Annotated in this window: 17 protein-coding genes; 8 read left to right on the top strand and 9 right to left on the bottom strand. The window is 41.5% G+C overall.

Going from position 1 to position 16,856, the window contains the following annotated elements:
- The first annotated feature begins 352 nt into the window (after positions 1-352).
- The gene (locus LUCIF_RS17835; protein WP_122629240.1) at positions 353-1,597 is read left to right on the top strand and encodes a D-alanyl-D-alanine carboxypeptidase family protein; all 1,245 of its coding nucleotides are present in this window, start codon (positions 353-355) and stop codon (positions 1,595-1,597) included.
- 130 nt (positions 1,598-1,727) lie between these two features.
- Here LUCIF_RS17835 and LUCIF_RS17830 read toward each other — a convergent pair whose 3' ends face one another.
- Positions 1,728-2,282: a helix-turn-helix domain-containing protein gene (locus LUCIF_RS17830; RefSeq protein WP_122629239.1), complete on the bottom strand. Its 555-nt coding sequence runs from the start codon at positions 2,280-2,282 to the stop codon at positions 1,728-1,730.
- Positions 2,283-2,482: 200 nt separating this feature from the next.
- Between LUCIF_RS17830 and LUCIF_RS17825 the strand changes: the two genes are divergently transcribed.
- The 3 genes from LUCIF_RS17825 to LUCIF_RS17815 all read left to right on the top strand — a co-directional run bounded on the left by LUCIF_RS17825 (position 2,483) and on the right by LUCIF_RS17815 (position 4,182).
- A complete protein-coding gene (locus LUCIF_RS17825) occupies positions 2,483-3,199 on the top strand; it encodes an AzlC family ABC transporter permease (protein WP_207857998.1) in 717 nt (238 codons plus the stop codon).
- Positions 3,186-3,527 carry a branched-chain amino acid transporter permease gene (locus LUCIF_RS27365; RefSeq protein ID WP_122629238.1) on the top strand — a complete coding sequence of 114 codons (342 nt, stop codon included), beginning with the start codon at positions 3,186-3,188 and terminating at the stop codon, positions 3,525-3,527. Before LUCIF_RS17825 ends, LUCIF_RS27365 begins: the two co-directional genes overlap by 14 nt.
- A 232-nt stretch (positions 3,528-3,759) precedes the next feature.
- Positions 3,760-4,182, top strand: coding sequence for an HIT family protein (locus tag LUCIF_RS17815; protein ID WP_122629237.1), 423 nt, complete (start codon positions 3,760-3,762; stop codon positions 4,180-4,182).
- Positions 4,183-4,256: 74 nt separating this feature from the next.
- Here LUCIF_RS17815 and LUCIF_RS17810 read toward each other — a convergent pair whose 3' ends face one another.
- Positions 4,257-4,478: a hypothetical protein gene (locus LUCIF_RS17810; RefSeq protein ID WP_122629236.1), complete on the bottom strand. Its 222-nt coding sequence runs from the start codon at positions 4,476-4,478 to the stop codon at positions 4,257-4,259.
- A 76-nt stretch (positions 4,479-4,554) separates the two neighbouring features.
- Between LUCIF_RS17810 and LUCIF_RS17805 the strand changes: the two genes are divergently transcribed.
- From LUCIF_RS17805 to LUCIF_RS17790, 4 genes are all read left to right on the top strand, one after another.
- Positions 4,555-4,809: a hypothetical protein gene (locus tag LUCIF_RS17805; protein WP_122629235.1), complete on the top strand. Its 255-nt coding sequence runs from the start codon at positions 4,555-4,557 to the stop codon at positions 4,807-4,809.
- 47 nt (positions 4,810-4,856) lie between these two features.
- A complete protein-coding gene (locus tag LUCIF_RS17800; protein ID WP_122629244.1) occupies positions 4,857-5,804 on the top strand; it encodes an amidohydrolase family protein in 948 nt (315 codons plus the stop codon).
- A 316-nt stretch (positions 5,805-6,120) separates the two neighbouring features.
- Positions 6,121-6,309 carry a TetR/AcrR family transcriptional regulator gene (locus tag LUCIF_RS17795; RefSeq protein WP_165866054.1) on the top strand — a complete coding sequence of 63 codons (189 nt, stop codon included), beginning with the start codon at positions 6,121-6,123 and terminating at the stop codon, positions 6,307-6,309.
- A gap of 175 nt (positions 6,310-6,484) precedes the next feature.
- Positions 6,485-8,251 carry a methyl-accepting chemotaxis protein gene (locus LUCIF_RS17790; RefSeq protein ID WP_122629233.1) on the top strand — a complete coding sequence of 589 codons (1,767 nt, stop codon included), beginning with the start codon at positions 6,485-6,487 and terminating at the stop codon, positions 8,249-8,251.
- Positions 8,252-8,418: 167 nt separating this feature from the next.
- On the opposite strand, the gene LUCIF_RS17785 is transcribed toward LUCIF_RS17790, so the two are convergent.
- The 7 genes from LUCIF_RS17785 to LUCIF_RS17755 form a co-directional block, all read right to left on the bottom strand.
- Positions 8,419-9,597 (bottom strand): acetyl-CoA C-acetyltransferase, encoded by a 1,179-nt coding sequence (locus LUCIF_RS17785; RefSeq protein ID WP_122629232.1) that lies wholly within the window; start codon positions 9,595-9,597, stop codon positions 8,419-8,421.
- 202 nt (positions 9,598-9,799) lie between these two features.
- Positions 9,800-11,098 carry a CitMHS family transporter gene (locus LUCIF_RS17780; protein WP_122629231.1) on the bottom strand — a complete coding sequence of 433 codons (1,299 nt, stop codon included), beginning with the start codon at positions 11,096-11,098 and terminating at the stop codon, positions 9,800-9,802.
- A 56-nt stretch (positions 11,099-11,154) separates the two neighbouring features.
- Positions 11,155-12,003: a methyl-accepting chemotaxis protein gene (locus tag LUCIF_RS27175; RefSeq protein ID WP_122629230.1), complete on the bottom strand. Its 849-nt coding sequence runs from the start codon at positions 12,001-12,003 to the stop codon at positions 11,155-11,157.
- 229 nt (positions 12,004-12,232) lie between these two features.
- Positions 12,233-13,408 carry a CaiB/BaiF CoA transferase family protein gene (locus LUCIF_RS17770; protein WP_122629229.1) on the bottom strand — a complete coding sequence of 392 codons (1,176 nt, stop codon included), beginning with the start codon at positions 13,406-13,408 and terminating at the stop codon, positions 12,233-12,235.
- A gap of 48 nt (positions 13,409-13,456) precedes the next feature.
- A complete protein-coding gene (locus LUCIF_RS17765; protein ID WP_122629228.1) occupies positions 13,457-13,777 on the bottom strand; it encodes an AtuA-related protein in 321 nt (106 codons plus the stop codon).
- 1 nt (position 13,778) lies between these two features.
- On the bottom strand, positions 13,779-15,140 hold the full coding sequence (locus tag LUCIF_RS17760; RefSeq protein WP_122629227.1) for an acyclic terpene utilization AtuA family protein: 1,362 nt from the start codon (positions 15,138-15,140) through the stop codon (positions 13,779-13,781).
- Between the two features lie 178 nt (positions 15,141-15,318).
- Positions 15,319-16,725: a sigma-54 interaction domain-containing protein gene (locus tag LUCIF_RS17755; protein WP_122629226.1), complete on the bottom strand. Its 1,407-nt coding sequence runs from the start codon at positions 16,723-16,725 to the stop codon at positions 15,319-15,321.
- Between the last annotated feature and the right edge of the window lie 131 nt (positions 16,726-16,856).

Genomic DNA, 16,856 nt, shown 5'->3' with positions numbered 1-16,856 from the left:
TAACGCGAGAATCTATGTAAATATCTATGGCTAGACGTAAGTAAATGCTGCTATGAAGAGCCGGATGCCTTAATAGGGCAAGTCCGGTTCTGTGAGGGTTGCGCGTCGCAAGGCGCGTTTCTACTCGACCTGACTCGTCCGTCCCCTGACTCGTCCTTGACTCACTGAAAGCAAATCGACCGCTTGCAATTCTGCAAGCGGTCAGATTTTGATATCTTTAAGCAAGTCGGGGGAATGTCGAGAGAATACGAAGGGTAATCTTATGGAAAACTACTTGTTATGGGCGTTGTGTATGAATTCTATTATGACGCAAGCATAATAACGTTCTTTTTATTCCTCTGGGAGGCTATTTATGGCTAAGCCACCGTCGAAAGATTCCATACTCTTGTTCAATAAGTTCTCATTTAAAAGGAAAATTCCAATTTTGCTTATTATTGCATTGATCTGCGTTATAAGCATTGTTCATTTTTATCGTAATTCCCCGGGAATCGAGGTAAAACCGATGTCTCCTACCGTTACTTTACCGGGGCAGTTTTCCGTTACCTTTCCGAAACAAGGAGAATCCGCCATTGGTACGAGCAAATTCGGGGTGATCGCTGCTTCCTCTGACCAAAGTTCAATTCCCATCGCTAGCGTAACGAAAATCATGACGGCTTACCTGGTTCTAAAGGTGCACCCTTTGCGGCCTGGTGAAGACGGCCCTGTCATAACTATGACTGCGAAAGACGTTTCCAATTACCTTAACGATGCAAGTCATGGAGACTCGACTGTAGCAGTTTCGGAAGGGGAAAAGCTAACAGAGAGACAACTCCTGGAAGGTTTGATGCTGCCATCGGGAGATAACATTGCGAGTACTTTAGCACGATGGATTTCTGGGTCGGAAACTGCTTTCGTAACGAAAATGAATGAGACTGCTCAATCCCTGGGTATGACGGAAACTCACTATGAGGATGCAAGTGGGGTAAATCCCGCATCCGTAAGTAATGCAGTGGATCAAATAAAAATTACTCAAGTCGCCATGGAAGATCCGGTTTTCCGCCAAATCGTTGCAACGCCCAAAGTTACCTTTCCTATAGAAGGAACTATATATAACGTAAATAAAATGCTTGGGTATCATGGAATTGCAGGGGTTAAAACGGGTTCTTCGTCGTCGGCCGGCGGCTGCTTCGTGTCGGCAGCCACTATAGATGTTGGAACAGAACCGCATTACATTATTGGAGTGGTGCTAGGCCAGTGGACTGACCATCCATTGGCTAATGCCATAAACGAGAATGCAAAAATGTTAGATGAGGTTAGATCCGAGTTTAAGTTATATCCCATAACACCCCCGCCAGCCGGTTTTGGACAGGTAATAAATGCCTGGCATAGTAACAGTGCCTTATATTCTTCTGAGCCTGTACAGATTTTTGGTTATCCCGGAATGACTGCAGCTCTTTCTATTAATCTTTTGAAGAATCAATTACCAATTCCGCAGGGTGAAAATATAGCAACTTTAAAAATTCAGTCAGGCCAATACGTTAAGGAATTCCCACTGCAAAATTCAGTGCAAATCAATCCGCCGAACGTTCTATGGCGATTATTCCGAAATTGGATTTAAAAATGCAATTTTTTATGAATAAACTTCTGCCCCAATATGTAGAATTTGGCAGGAGTTTTTATTTTTTTATGGGAAATAAAGGGTGTTGTAGGCGTTTTGAGATGAACGGAATGGTCATTCACATTATTATTTAGCGAGCGGGATAAAAATTCATTATGACGGTTTTTAAGATCCCTTTACCGCTATTAAAGTAAGCATGTTTGGTAGAGGCACTAAAAGCAATGGTATCATCAGCATGTAAAATAAAGGTCTCATGGTTTACTTCCAGAGTTAATTCACCTTCTAAAACCATTAAATATTCCTCAGACTTTTCAGAATGTCCGACAGAAGTATATCTGCATCCTTCATTAAGTTCCATTTGAAACAACTCAAAATTACGATGAGGTGTATTGGAATAGTAACAATAAAGACGATATTGTCCATCATCAGTAAATTGAGAAACTATGTCTGACTTTTTTATAACATGAGCATTCTGTTCTTGCTGCTCTAATAATGATGTATAGGGAACATTCAATCCAATCGCTATTTTCCAAATAGTATTAATTGTTGGATTGGTTTCGCCTCTTTCTATTTGAGAAAGCATCACTTTACTAACATCGGACAGTTCAGAAAGCCGGCCTAAGCTCAAATTTCGCTCATTGCGAAGTCTCTTTAGATTATCAGCAATAATCAAATTAATGTCCAATTAATTATTATGCCTCCTTTATTACTGTTGACAATTATATTTAACGATAGTAAAATATGACTAACGTTAAATATACTTTCCAATCGTAAACTACAACTGATAGTATAACGTAATTATTCTAAGGAGGCAAGAATGATGAGAGCAACAAAAAGGAAGTACATATTTTTAGGCAGAAATATTGAACTGTGAGATGATGATAAATGTTTGCAAACATGTACTCAAAACTGCAACTTGAAACATTGAAAGCAGCATTTACGGTAACAATCCCTGTTTTATTTGGTTACATATCTACAGGGATTGCCTTTGGACTTTTACTAAACGGCCTTGGCTACTCCTGGGTCATTGCGCCAATTATGAGTGCGCTCATTTATGCGGGTGCGATACAATTTATTGCCATAAACTTTTTTATAAATAACATTAGTTTTATGGAAATAGCTATCATAAGTTTACTTGTGAATTTTCGACATGCGCTATATGGCCTTTCGTTATTTGATAAGTTTAATGCCACGGGTAATATCAGGCCATATATGATATTTTCACTTACCGATGAAACGTATGCGCTACTTGCTACCCTTAAGGAGCCTGAAGGAATAGATAATAGAAAGTTTTATTTCTATATAGCAATACTAAACCAGTTTTATTGGGTAGCGGGAAGTCTAATTGGGGCCATTGCTGGTAATTTTATTACGATTAGTACAAAAGGACTCGATTTCGCCCTGACTGCTTTATTTATCGTTTTATTATTGGAACAATTCAAGAGCTTTAATACACGCATCCCATTTTTAATTGGTGGTTTTTGTGCGATTTTTTCCAGCCTTTTAATCGGAAAAGAAAACATGCTCTTACTATCCGTGCTTTCATCCATACTGATATTATTGTTATTTAAAAAGAGAGTGGAGAAAAATGAATATAACTGATATATATTTATCAATTTTAATCATTGCGGCAGTAACCTTTTTCACAAGAGCGTTTCCTTTCCTATTCTTTCATAATAGGAAGCCGCCAGAAATCATCCTATTTGTAGGTAAACACATCCCACCCATTATTATAACTATCTTAGTTATATATTGTTTGAAAGATATCCACTGGAATCAAGCACCTTATGGTCTCAATGAATGTATTGCAGTCGCCCTGGTCATAATTCTTCATCTTTGGCGACGAAATTCTCTTATTAGTATTTTTGGAGCTACCATAGTATATATGTTTTTGATACAAAGCAACTTTTTAACAAATCTAATACATTGAAAATGAGTCGGGGGACGGTTCTTCGACTCATTTTGTCCCTGTCATCATTCGGATTGCCCGTAGATGATAGCGGATTTTATTTTGAGGTTGCCGTTTTCGCACAGTCTGACATTCTTGCGCGTCTCCCAAAAGCAGGTATCACAGTAATACTGTTGAATTTAAATATAAATTGTATTAAGACCGGATATTGAAAAGCACTGTATTAACAAAAACAATTCAAGGGGGATTCTTTATGAAAGATCAAAATTGTGCTTACTGTATGAATAATGAATTGGTCGATGCCTTTGGTATTAAGATTTGTGACTTGCCTAGCAGTCAATTATATCTTTTTAAGGAGCAGTCCCATAGGGGACGTGTGATTGTGGCGCACAAAAATCACGTGAGTGAATTAGTTGACTTAACTGATGAAGAGAGAAATGCCTATTTCGCCGATGTTGCTCACGTTGCGAAAGCATTACATAAAGTTTTTCGACCTAAGAAGATAAACTATGGCGCTTATGGTGATACGAGCTGTCATTTACATTTTCATTTGGTACCTAAATACGAGGAGGATGAGTTCGAGTGGGGCGGTATATTTGCAATGAACCCGAATCGCAAATACTTGACAATGGAAGAATATAATGTCTTGCTCGATATGATTCAAAAGGCGTTATAATCTAGAAGATTATCTTCCATGGAATCCGGAAACCAATCAAAATGTACATTGAGCAAATTGAGTATGAGTATACATCATAAATGGATGCCATCCTGTGACAAGCTTACAGGATGGCATATTTTTTGAGGGTGCCATAAAACAATGCTATAAATAAATTTGATTATTGGTAAAAAGCGCTTATTGAAATACCATTGGCCAAAGTTCCCATAACGAAATCTCGTTGATTCAAGAAGTGAAACAATACCGTTTTGAATATCCATTACCAACAGGGCGGTTTTATTAGTTTGTTTTTGCACGGTTGTAAACTCCTTTGCTGTAGGTTATTATTAAGTGGAGAGCTCTCCTCATCATATTGAACGGAGATGTCTCCACTTGTCTGATCTCCTTTTCGAAGATATTAATGAATACTTGGAAGCGAACCGGAAAAATACGCCGGATCAACGATTAAGAGGAATACTTCAGCTATTTATCCGTAATACTACCGGTCAGAATTATCCTAACAGTGTCTTTAGAATGGATATGTTGCTGATGGCTTTAAGTAAAGATTTCTATCAGTTCCAAAGAAATATGCGGGGTTATACGCCGGAAATGTTTTTGGAACAGCTATACTTGACGTTTATTGATTGAGTGGAAAAACGATTAATGATAAATAAAATTTAGGAGGTACAATGACTGTGCGCATCATTACATTGGAAGAGCATTTTGCCTCTCCGGGTCTTATGGATAGATTCGGGCGGCAATCCTTTCATAACAAGGGGGAGCAACTGTGCGATCTCAACGAACGGCGGATCGCTGAGATGGACGCCGCCGGTATTGACATGCAGGTGCTCTCGCTGACCTCTCCCGGTACGGAGTCGTTAGCTGCGGAGGAGGCAGTGAAAATCGCCAGCAGTGCCAATGACTTCCTGGCAACGGCGATAGAACGTCATCCCAGCCGCTTCGCGGGCTTTGCCGCCCTGCCGACAGCGGCTCCCGACCTCGCCGCCGATGAACTGGAACGTATGGTTTGCCAACATGGTTTCAGAGGTGCGGTGATCAATGGTCACATTCAAGGCCGCTACCTGGACGACCAATTCTTTTGGCCCATCCTGGAACGGGCAGAAGCGCTCCAGGTTCCCGTCTATCTGCATCCGGCGCCACCGCCGCAGGCGGTGATCGACGCCTACTACACCGGCAACTTCTCACCGGAGGTGACCCGCATGCTTTCGACGGCAGGCTGGGGATGGCACATCGAAACCGCTGTCCATATCCTGCGCCTTATTCTCAGCGGAGCATTCGACCGCTATCCCAAACTGCAGATCATTATAGGCCACCTGGGCGAGGCTCTGCCGTTCATGCTGCCAAGGATCGATTTAGTCCTGCAGCCGAATCTAACCAAGTTGCAGTGCCCGATGGCGGCCTATCTGAGAGAGAATATTCATTACACGTTCAGTGGCTTCAATTTTACCGCTGCCTTCCTTGAGCTGTTGCTGCAGGTTGGTGTTGACCGCATTATGTTTTCGGCAGACTATCCCTATGGCTCGATGGAAAAAGGGCGTGATTTCCTTACTCAGTTGCCTGTCAGCAGTGCTGACAGGGAAAAGATCGCTCACGGCAATGCCGAACTGCTCCTGCGTTTGTAAAGAAAACTTATTTTAGAAGAAGAGTAGATAATTCTGCTGTTAAAGTGTGCCATATCACGATAAGAAGCAAAGGAAACGTCCCTTTGCTTCTTCTATTTCTTTTAAAAACCGGGTGGATTTGCATGGCCACGGATCGCCGCATCGAACCCTTATCCAAATTACGCGGCAATAAGCGTTTATATCTTGTCTGAGTTTGATATTAATTATTTGGTGATATTATACAAATGAAATTACTATAATTCGACAGGGTTTTTAATAATATCGTCGAATTAATTTTTTTGTAAGTTATTACTTACTTATTATGGAGGTGAAGGATATGAGCAATAATCAAGATAAAAAGTTATCAGTCATACATGCTGCTATGGGACTTATTATTGAAAACGGAATTAGTGAACTTACTACCGCTAAGATAGCTGAACAGGCTGAAACTGCTGAGACGGTAATTTATCGCTATTTTAAAAATAAACAGGACATTCTTCAATACTGCATCCAAGCATGGAAATAATCGTAAGCCATATTTGATACATTAAAATTAATAATAGGAGAGTTGTCGGAATATTTGCAAAGTAACGCATTATAAACCCAAAGGGTAGTCATTGATTGACGCCATAGGCAAAAAACAAGCAGGTTAAGCAGACGGTCTAAATGTTAGAAACATGACAAAGAGGAGCAAGAATAGAATGACCAAACTTAAATACAAACTAATTTTAGCCATTGTTTCTGCAAGCTTTGTATCACTGTTCATATTAAGCTGTTACAATATTTTTGATACCGTTCGTAAAAATGACAGCGACGTGCAAGAATACAGGAAAATTTTATTGCAGCAGTTCGACAGAAATATCAAACTTGAAGTGGAAACAATCCATGCCATGATTCAGACTATTTATAACCAGCAGCAAGCCGGCTTGCTGACAGAAGAAGAGGCGAAAAAGAGAGCGGCGGGTTTGGTTCGAAACATACAATATGATAACGGCAACTACTTTTGGATAGATACGACGAAAGGCGTTACCGTGGCCTTTTTAGGGAAAAGTCAGGAAGGAAAGAGCCGCTTTGACGCTGTTGACTCCAAGGGCGAAAAATATATTCAGAAGATCATTAAGAATGCGATGAACCCTAAAGGTGGCTATACCGACTACTGGTTTCCAAAGCCTGGGCAAACGGAGCAATTGCCGAAACGAAGCTATTCTTTACTATTCAAGCCTTACAAATGGGTTATTGGGACAGGCAACTGGATCGACGATATTGATAAACTTGTTGCAGTGAAAGCCAAAGAGAATCATCGTAAACTGACGATGAATATCGCTTTTGCGGTGTTGATTGGTTTGGCTGGATTAATAATATCGGCTCTGATGGCTATGTATATGAGCAAAAAAATATCCGATCCGGTTGCTGCAATGGCGGTGAGTGTTCACCAATTGGCGGATGGCGACTTCACTCCTGAGGATTTGGCTATTACAACTAAAGATGAAATAGGAGTTTTATCAACCTCATTTAATGAAATGAAAACCAATCTGCGGGATCTTATTAAGCAGGTTGCAGGCATGGCGGAGCAGGTAGCTTCATCAAGTGAAGAACTCACGGCCACATCCGATCAGTCAGCTAGGGCATCTAGCCAAATTGCATCTTCTATCACGGAAGTAGCGGCCGGTGCGGCTGGGCAAGTAAAAGAAGTATTTGAAACCTCGTCGGTAATAGAACAGATGTCCGCAAATATTCAACATGTAACCGATAACGTTAAAGAGGTGGCGGCCGTATCCGATAAAACTGCAACAGCAGCGCAAATAGGGGAAAAGGCGGTAAATACTGCTATTTCTCAGATGGCAAACATAGAGAAGACGGTGACTGAATCTTCACAGGTCATTACCAAACTAGGCGAACGCTCCAAAGAAATTGGTCAGATTGTTGATACTATTTCTGGGATAGCCGGACAAACAAACTTATTAGCACTTAACGCGGCAATCGAGGCGGCACGGGCTGGCGAGCAGGGACGCGGCTTTGCCGTTGTGGCCGAAGAGGTGCGGAAACTTGCCGAACAATCTCATGAAGCATCAAAACAAATTACTGATCTTATTAGAGAGATACAGGTGGATACCAACAAAGCTGTTATTGCGATGGATACAGGGACCCGTGAGGCTAGAGTTGGAACTGAAGTAGTGGGTACTGCTGGCGGAGCTTTCAATGAAATTGCGTCGTTAGTTGACCAAGTATCTACCCAGATAAAAGAGATTGCCGCAGCTGTCCAGGAATTAGCTGCAGGCAGTCGACAGATTGTTTCTGCAGTACGTGAGATTGACAAAATAACGAGAACTACTGCTAGTGAAACGCAAACTGTATCGGCCGCGACCGAGGAGCAGTCGGCTGCGATGGAAGAAATTGCCGCAGCTAGCCAAAGCCTTGCTCATCTGGCGCAAGATCTGCAAAATGCCATAATCAAGTTTAAAGTATGATTTCATGGCCTGTTTTAGTGAGACTAAATCATCCGGATAAACTTCTGCCCCATATGTAGAATGTCGATAACCCCGTCTCCGATGAATTATAATTTACGGTAATTTAATCCGTAAAATCGACGGTTGGTGCATCGCTTTTAATTTGACTTCTCTACGATATATTGATGCTACATTCTCTCTACAATGATAGCTATACCCTGACCGCCGCCGATACACAAAGTTGCAAGACCGCGCTTTAATGACCTCTGTTTCAAAGCATGCAACAAGGTAACCAGAATTCGGGCTCCGCTGGCGCCGATCGGATGGCCTAAAGCAACTGCGCCGCCATGTATATTCACCCGCTTTTTATTAAAACCAAGTTCCTTTCCCACCGCCAAAAATTGCGAGGCAAAGGCTTCGTTGGCTTCAATTAGATCCATATCGCCAATCGTAAGACCTGCTTTTTCAAGGGCTCTGCGAGTCGCAGGCACAGGTCCTATCCCCATAATACTAGGATCAACTCCACCCGAGGCATAAGCACGAATGCGGGCTAACGGCATAATGCCAAGTTCCTTAGCTTTATCAGCCGCCATAATGACCAATGCCGCTGCTCCATCATTAATGCCGGAAGCATTTCCCGCCGTAATTGTGCCATCATTTTTGAATACAGGCTTTAATTTTGCAAGTTTCTCCAGACTGGAATCAGCTCTTGGCCCTTCGTCAACCTCAAAAACATATTCTTTCTTTTTAGTTTTAATGGTAAGCGGTAAAATTTCTTTTTTAAATGCACCGGTTTCAATTGCCTTTAACGCCTTTTGCTGCGATTCAAAAGCCAATTGATCCTGCATTTCGCGGGTAATACCGAATTTTTCCGCAACGTTTTCTGCTGTAATGCCCATATGGTAATCATTAAAGGCACACCATAAACCATCTTTAATCATCGAATCTACAATTCGGGCATCACCCATACGATAGCCCCAGCGGGCCTTATCAAGCACATAGGGCGCATTTGTCATACTTTCCATGCCGCCGGCCACTATAATGTCTGCATCTCCCGTCAAGATAGCCTGTGCTGCCAAAGTTACAGCTTTGACACCCGACCCGCAGACTTTATTAATGGTATAGGCGGGTACTTCAACAGGCACGCCCGCTTTGACGGAAGCCTGCCGGGCGGGATTTTGTCCGAGTCCTGCCTGCAATACGTTACCCATAATGACTTCGTTAACAATGGTTTTCTTTACGTCAGCCCTTTTGAGCGCTTCATCAATTACTGCGCTGCCCAGTTCAACCGCATCGAGCGAAGCCAGTGCGCCATTAAAGGTGCCAATTGCAGTTCTAACTGCACTGGCAATAACTACTTCTTTCACTTGAACACTCTCCTAACTATAATCACCTTGCATAAACAAATAAAAAATTGCTTTATCGGTTCTGCCCAAAGCATACCTGGACCAAACCTCAGCATAATTGCGGAGCGCAATTTCCCGGAGAATCAGGAAATATTGCGCTCCGCAAAAGGATTTGTAAAAGCTATTGACGAAGTACCGCTGTTCTCATGTTATAGTTAACACTTCAGAACGGGAAGACGCCGATTATTGCACAGGTAATTGTCATAATTATTGTTGCACCCCACAAATAAGGAATGGAAAACTTCTGATGATCACCTAATTCAACACCGGTTAGACCTACGATAAGAAAGGTTGCCGGAGTCAGCGGGCTAACCGGAAAACCAACGGTCATTTGGCCCATTAAAGACGCCTGAGCAATCTGGATAGGGGCAACGCCCAACATTTTGCCCACCGTCGCAACCACCGGCATTACGCCAAGATAATAAGAATCCGGATCAAAAATCATACTTAGCGGCATTGAAATAATGCCAAGACCGAACGGGATGTGATGCGCCAAACTCTTTGGTACGAAAGAAACAGCAACCTTAGCCATTGCAGTAGTCATTCCGGTACCGCCCATAATGCCGATAAAGGCGCCGGCAGCCAGCAGTATGCTAGCCATCATCAAGGCGGCTTTCGCATGGGCATCAATCCGGGCCTTTTGTTGGTCTACATTAGGATAATTGGCTATCATGGCAATAACGGTGCCGATCATAAACATCGGTGCCGGATCAACCTTGCCGCTAATCATGATTCCCATGACAATCAAAGCTAGTATACCGTTAAACAGAACCAGTTTAGGACGCCGCAGAACTTTTTCTTCATCCGTAAGTTCACGCTTCAGTATCACATCAACAGTTGCGCCGTTATCCAGCCCTAAGCGCCGCGCTTCTCTTTTTCCTAACAAGTACGCAACGGTGAATATATATATCAAACCGACTATTTGGGGAATTACGAGGGGCGTAAAAATGGCCGTTACGGGCATATGCATTACTAAAGCAGCTCTTATTGTAGGTCCTGTCCAAGGTAGATAGTTCACCCCGGACGCCATCGCCACCATTAAACACAACAACCGTTTGTCCATCCCCAGGCGTTCATAAATCGGTAACATCGCCGGAATAGTAATCAGAAAGCATACTGCACCCGAACCGTCAAGATGAATAAGCAGGCCCAGCAGGGTTGTGCCCATCAGGATCCGGGTAGGTTTGGCGCCAACTGTCCTCAGTATGACATTAATGATCGGATCAAAGAGACCCGCATCGCTCATAATCCCGAAGAAAAGTATAGCAAAAACAAACATGGTAGCGACCGGAGCAACTTCTTTTATGCCATTCAAAATAAATTTACTGGTGGATAGGCCGAACCCGGCAAGCAGCGAAGCTACAATGGGGATAAAAATTAACGCTACCAGAGGAGACAACTTTTTTGTTATTATTGCTGTCAAAAGCACCAGGATAGTGACTAGACCAAGTAAAGCGATCATTTTACTCCTCCTTAAATCTTATAAGTTTGAGTCCAAATCCAATAGTATTACAATCATCATTCTGTGAGCTGAAACATTTCTTTCGATAAATCAGATAATTGGGCAGCCATTACAGCAATGGCCTGACTGGCTTTAGCCATCTCGTCTATCCCGGAGTTTTGGTTGCCAATATTTTTGTCAACCTTGCTAATCTCTTGTGATAAATCCTTAACTATTTGCTGAATATCCTTTAACGATTGACCGATGCGATTTACTGCTTCACTGCTATCAAGTGCAAGTTTGCGGATTTCCTCGGCTACCACGCTGAAACCGCGCCCGGATTCTCCAACACGGGCAGCTTCAATAGCGGCGTTCAGTCCCAACAAGTTAGTTTGGCTTGCCACATTTCTGATAAATGATACGATTTCATCAGTTTGCGTAGTTGACACCAATAATTCCTTCCCAATCTGTTCAAGACGAGTGGATGAATTACCAACTACAGAAGTACTAACGGCTAATTCCTCCATTCCGGCCGAAAGTTCTTCACCTGAGGCCGCCAGTTCATCGGCAGTTCTGGATACCTTTTCCATTGAATTTATGCTTTGTGTGGTTGTTATACAGCCTACAACTTGATCCCCGTCCTTCACAGGCGTGGCGCACGCAACATAAGGAATTCCAAAAGCCGATTTTTCGCGCGATATAATCCTTGCCGTCCGCTTTCCGGTTTCAATCGCCTGCTTGGTAGCGCCGGATAATACCGGCTGACCAACTGGCGTTTTTAAATCAAAGTGTTTACCCGGAACATACGCTGCGTACTTTCCATCCACGGTAATCGAAATACCCACATCCACTGCAAGAAATTCGTTGTAATACGGGGCTAACTTCAGCATCATTTCTAACACTTCGGCTCCGGCCAAATTTTCCAAAAAAGCACTTCCTTTCTGCTTTTATAGGCCGTACGCAGCGACAGTCTGTCTCTTGCCAACCAGCAAAGCTTCACTGAATACTCTGATTCTTATCTGCGGGGCTGATATTTGTTTTGGGTTGCAACAATCTTGCTATATAAGGCAATTATGTCAATTTCCCCATTGTAGAATCATTATTTACCAATGATATAACTGCACTTATATAGCAACATGACATTTTTAAAAGGTACTACTCAAAATGATCAATTTGATCCGAAGACATTTTTAATAGATTTGCCAAAACATCTTTTGTATCTTTTCCCAGAGTCGGCGCTTTGCTATAGTTAAACTGAGCCGATTCCGTAAATTTAATAGGACAACCGGTGATTTTCATCTTGCCGTCGACCGGATGATCGATTTCACAAATCATCTCTCTTGCCTTGGCAATATGTTCATCTTCCACAACATCCGCAACTGTATTAATAGGAGCACAAGGAACACTATTGGACTGCAGCAACGAAATGATTTCTTTAACCTTGTGTTCCCTTGTCCACGCTGTAACCAGTTTTTGCAACTCCTCATGCGCTTGTACCCGGTCTTTGTTAAGTTTATATTTTTCTATTGCAAACCAGTCGTCATGCCCGGTTACTTCGCAGAATCTTTTCCAAAGAGCATCATTACCAACCGCAATTACAACCCAGCCATCGCTTGCCTGAAAAGAATCGTATGGATATATAAACTCGTAACGGTTTCCTATGCGCTGAGGCATTCTATTTTCCACCATATATATTTCGTTAATTGTCTCCATTGCACTTACCGAGCAGTCTACAAGTGCGACATCAATTCTATCTCCATGGCGATGACTAACTCTTCCCTGAAGGGCAGCAAGAATGCCAATGCAGCAATTGAGCCCGGCGAGAATATCCCCGATAGCCGTGCCTGTCCGTGTTGGTGCTGAATCCGGCCAGCCGGTAACGCTCATCATGCCGCTCATTGCCTGTGCAATAACATCATAGCCAGGCAATTTTTTATAAGGACCTGTTTGGCCAAATCCGGAAATGGAAGCATATACAATTTGCGGATTGATGGCCTTAACCTCATCATAAGAAAAACCAAGCTTATCCATCGTACCAGGTTTAAAGTTTTCTACGATGACATCAGATACCTTAATTAAGTCACGCAAAACCTTTTTGGCCTGCTCATCTTTTAAATCCAGGGCAACGCTTTTTTTATTTCTATTGAGATTTGCATAATAAGCACTGATGCCTCTCTCAAAAGGAGGAAAACTTCTACTGTCATCACCGTTGCCAGGCTGTTCTATCTTAATGATCTCAGCTCCCATATCGGCCATTAACATAGTACAATACGGACCCGATAAAACACGTGTCAAATCAAGTACACGAATACCACTAAGCGGTCTTGACATTTTAAATCATTCTCCTTTGAATCATAATATTGCAATCCACTCACGGATTTACATTTCGTCGATTTCAACTATAAAACGTAAAAGTGCCGCCTCCATGGTTTTCCCCAGAGTATCAAGTCTTAATGAGCGGGTGGCTCCGCCATCTAAAGCATGATGCATAACGAAGTTAAAGCCCTCCAGTTGTGGCAAATCATAACGAATAACATCGCCATATACCACACCTTCAAAATGTTTTTTTACCGCTGCAGGCGTTAACTGTTCTCTCATAGCCGGATAGTATTTGGGATTTCTTGCATAAATGCAAATATTTGAAGTATCACTTTTGTCGCCTGATCTTCCATGCGCGATTTCCCTCAACTGTACTCGCATACTATTTAACCTCCTCAACATGGGCTTCTAGTTTTACGGCATCCCTCGGAATCAATGTCGGCCACAAGGCAAATACTTCACTGGGCTTTGTTCTGCCGCCAAAGAAGCAGCCTTGGGCCGGACCATTCAAATTACTTACGGGTGCGATTTCCGGAGTCAATTTCAGTGCTTCTTCTTTTGTTTCTGTTTTTATAGCGTACCGCAATACTACTTCATTCAGGTCAACATTAATTTCATGGGCCATACAACCGTGCAATGCATTCAGACCTAAATAATCAATCCGTTTTTCCAGATACTTCAGATTCTTCATAGCCATTCTCTTATCGAGAATATTTGCCGCCAATTTAGCTTTATCTAAAGCATCGGGCCAACTGTAGGGCAGGTAAGCAATATTCCGGTATCCCTCAAGATAACCTACGCAAAGTTTTAATGTCTCCGGACGTTCACGTCCCGTAACTCCGGCCACTTCCACTCGGTCTTTTTCCAATTCTTTTACCGTTATTTTGCTAAAATCGGCAATGACGTCCGGCGTAAGATACTGGCTCGGGTCATGGATTTCATAGAATAATTGTTCTTTTACAGACTGCGGCGTTACAAGACCGCCTGTATTTTTGGTTTTCGTCATGACAAGTTTTCCCGGTTCGCTGATTTCAGCGATCGGATAACCTAAGATTTCCGGACTCGGAACATTTCTCCAATCGTAGTCATAGTTACCGCCGGTACATTGTGCACCGCATTCTGATAAATGGCCTGCCAAAATACCGGTAGCCAAAGCATCCCACTCACCTGTTTTCCAGCCAAATTCATACTGCAGCGGCGCGACAAAAAGTGCGGTATCAGTAGAGCGTCCGACAATGATGATATCGGCTCCACCCTGCAAGCATTCTACAATCGGTTCTGATCCGTAATACACATTTGCATTGATCATTTTTGGCAAAATTGAATCAATGGATTCCCCTGTATCCATATTATTCATAGATATGCCTTGCTTTCTAAGCTGCGGTATAACATCCTTTACATCGTCGCCAAGAACATAGCCAATCTTTAAATTCAACCCGGATTCTTTAATGGCCTGTTTTGCCGCTTCTACCGCAGCTTTGACATTCATCCCGCCGGCATTTGTCAAAACCTTAATATTTTTTTCTTTAATCATCGGAAGCATTTGCTTTAAAGCGGTAATAAAGTCTCTTGCATAACCTCTTTCCGGATTGTGTTCCTGCTGTCTTCTCATAATGGATAGCGTTAACTCAGCTAAATAATCACAAGCAATGTAGTTAACATTATCGTTTTTTGCCATGGTTATGGGAGCATCATTTAAGTCACCCCAGAAACCCTGACCGCCACCAATTCTTATAGTCTTCACAAATCCACCCTCCTTGGTATTGATAAACAAATCACAATTTATATAACGCAAATTTTATGCCAAAAAAAAATAATGCTTAAAAAAGCATTACAAATATTTAGTATTCTGTTTTTTCAAGTAATTTGTGAGCTAAATACAATGTATACTTAATATACAAATAATATTCTTTGTATACAATTTACTTTGTATACAGCGCGGGATTAATATCATATAATTTCAATTTCCGGTAAAAAGTACGCCGGCTAATTCCGATATTCTCCATCGCACGGGTTTTATTGCCATGTGTATTTTGTAACTCCTTGATTATCTGAGCTTTTTCTACATCAAATATCATGTTTTTTAAAACTTTCCCATTGTGTTTTATTATCTTTTTTCCATCAGGGATATTTGGATTTCGTATTTCATCCGGTAAATTTTCTACCTGTATTTTATCTTTTTGACATACAATCACTGCATATTCGATACAGCTTTGAACCTGTCTTACATTGCCGATCCATTGATTGTTTAACAATAAATCCTTCACTTCATTGGATAGAACTATTTTTTTGCAATATTTTTCACAATATAAGCTCAGAAAATGTTCTGCTAAAAGAATAACATCCTTGCCTCTTTCCCGAAGCGGTGGAATTGTTATTTTAAAAGTGTTAAGCCTAAAATACAAATCTTCTCTAAACGTTCCCTCCCTCACCATGGACTTTAAATTCCTATTCGTTGCTGCAATAACTCGAACATTTACAATATCAATATTATTAGAACCAACTTTCTGAATTTCTCCGGATTGAAGCACTCTCAGGAGTTTTGCCTGCATAAAAAGCGGCATTTCACCTATTTCATCTAAAAAGATTGTACCATTATTCGCTGTTTCAAATTTTCCCGCTTTGCCACCCTTTTTTGCCCCCGTAAAAGAACCGGATGAATATCCAAACAATTCACTTTCAAATAAATTTTCTGGAATGGCTGAACAATTTATATTCACAAATGGATGGTTTCTTTTGCTCTCACCTAGTATTGCATTTACGATAACTTCTTTTCCGGCTCCACTTTCTCCCTCGATTAATACTGTCGCCTCCGTAGGAGCTACGATGCTTGCTAATTTTAAACAATTTATGAACTTTTCATCATCTCCTATGATCTTTGAAAAACTTTCCGGTAAATCCTTATGAAATTTTGTACTGTCATTATAAAAATATCCCGTTAACTTTCTCACTTGCTCCAATTCCTTATTGAGCAAGTATACTTCTGTTACATCTTTAAAAATGGATACAGCACCTAATAGTTCACCGTCAATTATAATTGGATTTATATTTACTAAAATTTCTTTGCCTCTGGTTTTCACCTTAGTAACCGTATTTATTTTCGGCTTTTTTTCTTTTAAGCTATCTAATATGATAGCTCCCGGTTCTATTTCACTTACAAATCGATTCAACACTTTATCTTTCTTTACATTAAGGATTTCTGAATACGCCGCATTAATATAAATTATTTTTGAATTTTTATCTACAATAACTATTCCATCATGAATACTATCAACTGCTGCTAAGACCATATTTAAAATATCCTGGTTCATAATATTATCGGCTCTCATATACCCACCTTCCTGAATAAACGCTTGATTCCTTCGTCTGCTTATACTTCCAAAACTAGGTCAGGTGCCGCCAGCAATTGCCCGACATTCAACCTCATCCGACAATATTTTAGCTAACCGGAACGGTATGT

Source organism: Allolucifera butyrica, assembly GCF_900476375.1.
Lineage (GTDB): Bacteria > Bacillota > Negativicutes > Sporomusales > UPPP01 > Lucifera > Lucifera butyrica.
This window is presented reverse-complemented; position numbering and strand designations above follow the sequence as displayed.